Origin of the sequence: Saccharomonospora iraqiensis subsp. iraqiensis, from assembly GCF_000430445.1 — a bacterium.
In the GTDB taxonomy this organism is placed as follows: domain Bacteria; phylum Actinomycetota; class Actinomycetes; order Mycobacteriales; family Pseudonocardiaceae; genus Saccharomonospora; species Saccharomonospora iraqiensis.
In genome coordinates, this window is the sequence record NZ_KE387065.1 from 8,000 (window position 1) to 13,997 (window position 5,998).

Genomic DNA, 5,998 nt, shown 5'->3' on the forward strand with positions numbered 1-5,998 from the left:
CGTCGTCCGCCGGGGCCGGCTCGGACGGTGTGGGCAGCGGGGCCTCGATCACCGTGGCCCCGTGCCGGGTGGCCTCGTCGACCTCTTCCGGCGACTCCGCGGCGCGCTCGGCCACCGGCCGGGGGACACTGTGCGCGTCCGGGTCGAGCAGCGCCTCCGCCAGTTCGTCGAGGGCCGTGACCGTGCCGCCGTGCGCACCGGGGGAGAAGGACCAGTGCGCCCGGTTGTCCGAACGTCCGGCGCTCCAGTGCAGCCCGATGATCCACCGACCCTCGTCGGACCGCCAGGCGTCCCAGCTCGCCTGGGTGTAGTCGTGCCCGTGCAGCCCGAACGCGTGCGCGACGATCTCCCCGAGCGTGCGGATGTCCGGCCCGTCCTCCCGAACCGGGTGGGCACGCTGGGCGAGGTCGGCCGTGCGGGAGCGTTCGAGCAGCACCGGGTGGGCGAACCGCTCGACCCGGTCGGTCGACATTCCCGAGGCCGACGCCACCTGCTCGACGGACTCCCCCGCCCGGATCCGGGCCTGGATCTCGCGTGGACGCATGGGACTCTCCTGCTCGATCTCGATCTGGCCGAGCCGGGCGATGTCCCCGCGGGCCGCCGCGCGCAGGCGCTCGTCCGCGGGCAGGAGGAACCGCTCGCGGCGCTCAGGGTCTTCGCACACGAGGGACGTGCCGTCCTCGTGCAACCCGACCACTCGCAGCGTTCGCATGTCCGCCTCCGAAAGACATCACCTCTGTGGGTGCCCACGGTAATGCGGCGCGTCGCCTTGACGGGAGAGGCGCGCCGGAATCCGTGAACATCCCGTGTCGATCGTCCTCGACACGGCCCGTATATCCGGTTCCGACGCGCCGGACTACCCGTTGCCCGATCAGGCGAATCTCGGAACGATCACTTCGTGGTGTGTTCCACAATCCACTCGATGCACCTGGTCAGCGCCGTGACGTCGTCCGGCTCGATGGCCGGGAACATGCCGATGCGCAGCTGGTTGCGGCCCAGCTTGCGGTACGGCTCGACGTCGACGATGCCGTTGGCCCGCAGCGTCTTCGCCACCGCGGCGGCGTCCACGCTGTCGTCGAAGTCCACGGTGCCCACGACGTAGGAGCGCAGCGAGGGGTCGCTCACGAACGGCGAGGTGTAGGAGGTCTTCTCCGCCCACTCGTACAGCCGGTCCGAGGTCTCCCGGGTCCGCGCGGTGGTCCAGTCGAGGCCCCCGTTGCCGAGCATCCACTCCACCTGGTCGGCCAGCATGAACAGCGTGGCCAGTGCCGGGGTGTTGTAGGTCTGGTCCTTGCGGGAGTTGTCCAGCGCGGTGGGCAGCGACAGGAACTCCGGCACCCAGCGGTCCGAGGCGCCGATCTCGCCGACGCGCTCGATCGCGGCGGGCGACATCAGGGCCACCCACAGGCCGCCGTCCGAGGCGAACGACTTCTGCGGGGCGAAGTAGTACACGTCGTAGTCGGCGGCCTTCACCGGAAGGCCGCCGGCCCCGGAGGTGGCGTCGATCGCCACCAGCGCGCCCTCGCTGTTCGCGGGACGGCGCACCGGCACGGCGACACCGGTCGAGGTCTCGTTGTGCGCCCAGGCCACCAGGTCGCAGCCCGGCTCGTAGGTGATCTCGGGGGCGGTGCCCGGCTCCGAGGTGACCACGACCGAGTCGGACAGGAACGGGGCCTTGTCCGTCACGGTGGCGAACTTCGAGGAGAACTCGCCGTAGGAGAAGTGCTGGGCACGCTCGCGCACCAGACCGAACGCGGCCGCGTCCCAGAACGCCGTGGTGCCTCCGTTGCCCAGCACCACCTCGTAGCCGTCGGGCAGGTCGAACAGCTCCGCCAGCCCGGACCGCACCCGGCCGACGAGGGACTTCACCGGCTTCTGGCGGTGCGACGTGCCGAGGACGTTGGCGCCCTCCCTGGCGAGGTTGGCCAGCTGCTCGGGGCGCACCTTGGACGGGCCGCACCCGAACCGGCCGTCGGAGGGCTTGAGGTCTGCGGGCAGTGTCAACTCATCGGCTTCGGTCATACCGTCAGTGTTTCACGGTCTCCGGCCACGTTGAATGACGAGCGTCACCCACGCCAGCCCCCGTCGTCGACGCCGCCGGGCACCGGGGCGGCCGGATCGTACGGCGTCCGGGTGAAGATGAAGGTCGCCAGATCGAGGTACTGCGGGGTCCCGTCGGTGTCCCGGTGGACCGTCAGTGTCTCCCCGGAGTAGTAGCCGTCCAGCCCGAGCCACCGGTCCTCCCCCAGCGGCCGGAACCGGGACGCCCGGCCCGCCCCGGTGGCGGGACGCAGGTCGAGCCACCCGTTCGGCAGCACCCGGAGGTGGTGCGGCGCCGGCCCCCAGTGCCAGAGGCCGGTCAGCTCCAGCAGGCCGTCGGGCACCGGGGTGGGCCGCCACTCGGCGGGCAGCGGCGGTTCCTGCTCGTCGGCCGTCGCGACGAGATCGGCCACCAGGGAGAGGATGCCCACACCGCCGGTGGCGTTGGCCAGTGCGAGCGCCCCCGTGCCGGTGGCCGGGTCGGTCATCGTGGTGGCCAAAAACCCCGGCATGGACCCGGTGTGCCCGGCCAGCCGCTTGCCGTGCACCCGGGCGAGCTGCAGCCCGAGCCCGTACCCGGCCGACCACGGCCCGCTGTCGTCGATCATCGCCGCCTCCCGCATCTCGGCCACCGTGTCCGGGTGCAGCACCTCGCCGGTGTCGCCGCCGACGAAGGCGGTGAAGGCGGCGAGGTCGTCGACGCAGGACCACAACTGCCCGGCCGGGGCCATCGCCCCCGCGTCGTGGGCGGGTTCGGGCAGCACGACGTCGGCGAACGGGTGCACCGCGAACCCCTGCGCGTGCGCCCCGGTGGGGCGGTCGGTGGTGCGGTGCATCCCCAGCGGGGCGAGCACCTCGGTGCGCACGGCGTCCAGCCAGCTCGTGCCGCGCAGCCGGGCGACGAGCTCCCCGAGCACGCCGTAGCCGACGTTGGAGTAGTGGAACCGCCGCCCCGGACGGTGCTTGACCTCCTCCCGACCGAGGTCACCGTTCAGGTCGTCCCAGTCGCCGCCGGGGGAGCGCTCCCACCACGAGCCGGGCGACTCGGAGGTCAGCCCGCCGGTGTGGGACAACAGCTGCGCGATCGTCAGCTCGCCGAAGGCGGTCCCGGGCACGTGGGTGTCCAGCGGGTCGGACAGCGCCAACCTGCCCTCGTCGCGCAGCCGCAGCACCACCACCGCCACCAGCGACTTGGTGATCGAGCCGATCCGGTACAGCGTCCCGGTGTCCGGCCGCGCACCGGCCACCTCGCCCCGTGCGCCCCACCACGCGAGCTCGCCGTCCCGGATGACGGCGGCCACGAGCGAGGGGGCCCGTCCGGTGGACTGTTCGGTGGCCACGCGGCGGAGCAGGGCGTGTTCGGTGGTAGGCAGCATGACGGCCATTCTGCCGCCCGCTCACCCCGTCCGCGCCGCGCGGCCTTCCGAGTGGAGCCGGTGGACGACCGCGGCGACCGCGAGCAGCAGGACCACCAGCATGATCGTTCCCAGGTTGAGGCCGAGTCCGTTGGCGAGCACGAACGCCAGTGCCCCGGCGAACAGGCAGTAGTAGATCATCGGGAAGATCGTCTTACGGATGAGGTCACCCTCCCTGCCGAGGAGACCGACGGTGGCGGAGGCGGCCACCACGTTGTGCACCGTGATCATGTTGCCCGCGGCGCCCCCCACGGCCTGACCGGCCACGACCGGCTCCGGGGGCACGCCGATCTGCTCCGCGGTGGAGAACTGGAACAGCGAGAACATCAGATTCGACACGGTGTTGCTGCCCGCCACGAAGGCGCCGAGTGCGCCGATCCACGGTGCGAGCACCGGCCAGGCGTCGCCGACGGCCGAGGCGGCACCGTCGGCCAGGGTCAGCGGCATGCTCTCGTAGCCGCTGGTGTTCAGGTCGGAGTTGATGAACACCCGGACCAGCGGCAGCGCGAACAGCAGGGCGACCGCCGTTCCGGCGATCTGCCTGCCCGCCACACGCCAGGAGGAGGCGATCCGGGCGCCCGACATCCGGTGCAGCCCGTACGCGGAGACGCTGGCGACCACGAGGACGAAACCGGGGAGGTAGAACGGCTCCAGACTCTCGGAGATGTCGGTGCCCAGGATGCCGGTGAAGTCCAGGGACAGCCCGGTGAGGAAGTCGGTGAGCGGCTCGATCGTGCGGGTGAGCACCAGCAGCGCCGCCACCAGCAGATACGGCGCCCACGCCCGGGCCGGGTGCATCCGGCGTCCCGCCACGTCGGTGTCCGGCTCGACCCGCCCCGTCCAGACGGCCTCCCACCCGGCACGGGGCGGGAACTCCCAGGTGTGCGCGGGCAGGAACAGCCCGCGCCGCGCGGCGGTGACCACGATCGCCAGTCCGGCGAGCCCGCCGAGCAGCGCGGGGAACTCGGGGCCGAGCAGGGCGGCCACGGTGACGTAGGGGACGGTCATCGACAGCGCCGCGAACAGGGCGAACTTCCAGACCCCGAGTCCGTCTGCGAACCGGGCGGTCGTCGGGCGGGACCGGTCCCCGAAGAACCCGGTGAGCAGGCAGGCCAGGAACAGCGGGAGCAGCGTGCCCACGATCGCGTGGATGATCGCGGCGTCGAGCGCGATCCCGGCGATGTAGTCGGGCATCGGCACACCGAGCACGGACGCCCGCTCCTCGACGGCCGCGCTGCCGCTGAGTCCGTCCGTGACGCCGACGAGGACGGGGGTGCCCACGGCCCCGAAGGTGACCGGGGTGCTCTGGATGGTGAGGCCCACCAGCACCGCGGCCATCGCCGGGAAGCCGAGCGCCAGCAGCAGCGGGGCGACCACGGCGGCCGGAGTGCCGAAGCCGGAGGCGCCCTCGATGAAACTCCCGAACAGCCAGCCGATGATGATGGCCTGCACCCGCCGGTCCGGGCTGATGTCGGTGAAGGTGCCCCGGATGGTGGCCAGGGCCCCGCTGCTGCTCAGCGTGCCGAGCAGCAACAGTGCGCCGAACACGATGTAGAGCAGGCCCACGGCCAGGATCAGGCCTTCGATGCTGGAGGCGGCGATGACGACGGGCTCGACGCCCCACACGAACGCGGCGGTGCCGACGACCACGGCGAAGCCGAGCGGCATCGCGTACTTGGCCGGCCAGCGCAGGCCGACCAGCAGGATCCCGACGACCACGATGGGTGCCAGCGCGACGAGACTGAGTACCGCCAGGTTGTCCATGCCCGCCCCCGAGGTGGTCGGAACCCGCGCTTTCAGCTGACGGAATGTGACTTCCGTCATGTTGTCGGACCGCCAAAGTTTCACGGACCCGGTGGCCGACCGTCAACCCTGCGTGGTGACGGCGCGCGCCGGGCGGTGTTGAAGATCGGCTTCCGCGACGGTCGGCTCTAGCATGGGTGCGATGCGGCGAGTGTGGGTGAACGGTGCGGACGGTGTCCGGTTGTCGGTGACGGTCGACGGGCCGGACGGCGCGAGCGGGGCGGACACGGACCTCCCGACCGTGGTGTGTGTGCACGGCTATCCGGACGACTCCACGCTCTGGGACGGCGTGCGCGCGCGGCTGCGCGGCCGGTTCCGGGTGGTCACCTACGACGTGCGCGGGGCCGGGGACTCCGACGCGCCGCGGGAGGTCGGTGCGTACCGGCTGGACACGCTCGCCGCCGACCTGGTCGCCGTGCTCGACGAGGTCGCCGGGGACCGCCCGGTGCACCTGCTCGCGCACGACTGGGGTTCCATCCAGGCCTGGCACGCGGTCACCGGGCCGTGGCTGCGGGGTCGGGTGGCCTCGTTCACCTCGATCTCCGGGCCGGACCTGGACCATGCCGCCCACTGGTTCCGCGCGCAGCTGCGGCCGCACCCGCGCAGGCTCGGCGCCGCACTGCGGCAACTGGCCCGGTCCGGATACCTGGCGTTCTTCCAGCTCCCGGTGCTGCCGGAACTGCTCTGGCGCTCCGGCCTCGGCGCGCGGGTCGTGCGTGCGCGCGAACCCGCCGAGCCCG

Annotated in this window: 5 protein-coding genes; 1 reads left to right on the forward strand and 4 read right to left on the reverse strand. The window is 72.3% G+C overall.

Annotation, left to right across the window (positions count from 1 at the left end):
- The 4 genes from sepH to ACTIR_RS0106250 form a co-directional block, all read right to left on the reverse strand.
- On the reverse strand, positions 1-712 hold a 712-nt coding region (gene sepH / locus ACTIR_RS22005), incomplete at its 3' end, for a septation protein SepH (protein ID WP_065388549.1).
- Between the two features lie 179 nt (positions 713-891).
- Positions 892-2,022, reverse strand: coding sequence for a phosphoserine transaminase (serC, locus tag ACTIR_RS0106240; RefSeq protein ID WP_026453612.1), 1,131 nt, complete (start codon positions 2,020-2,022; stop codon positions 892-894).
- A gap of 44 nt (positions 2,023-2,066) precedes the next feature.
- Positions 2,067-3,425, reverse strand: coding sequence for a serine hydrolase domain-containing protein (locus tag ACTIR_RS0106245; protein ID WP_026453613.1), 1,359 nt, complete (start codon positions 3,423-3,425; stop codon positions 2,067-2,069).
- Between the two features lie 12 nt (positions 3,426-3,437).
- Positions 3,438-5,219 carry an L-lactate permease gene (locus ACTIR_RS0106250; RefSeq protein ID WP_026453614.1) on the reverse strand — a complete coding sequence of 594 codons (1,782 nt, stop codon included), beginning with the start codon at positions 5,217-5,219 and terminating at the stop codon, positions 3,438-3,440.
- 181 nt (positions 5,220-5,400) lie between these two features.
- On the opposite strand from ACTIR_RS0106250, the gene ACTIR_RS22010 reads away from it, so the two are divergent.
- The coding region (locus ACTIR_RS22010; protein ID WP_154663679.1) for an alpha/beta fold hydrolase at positions 5,401-5,998 on the forward strand (598 nt) is incomplete at its 3' end.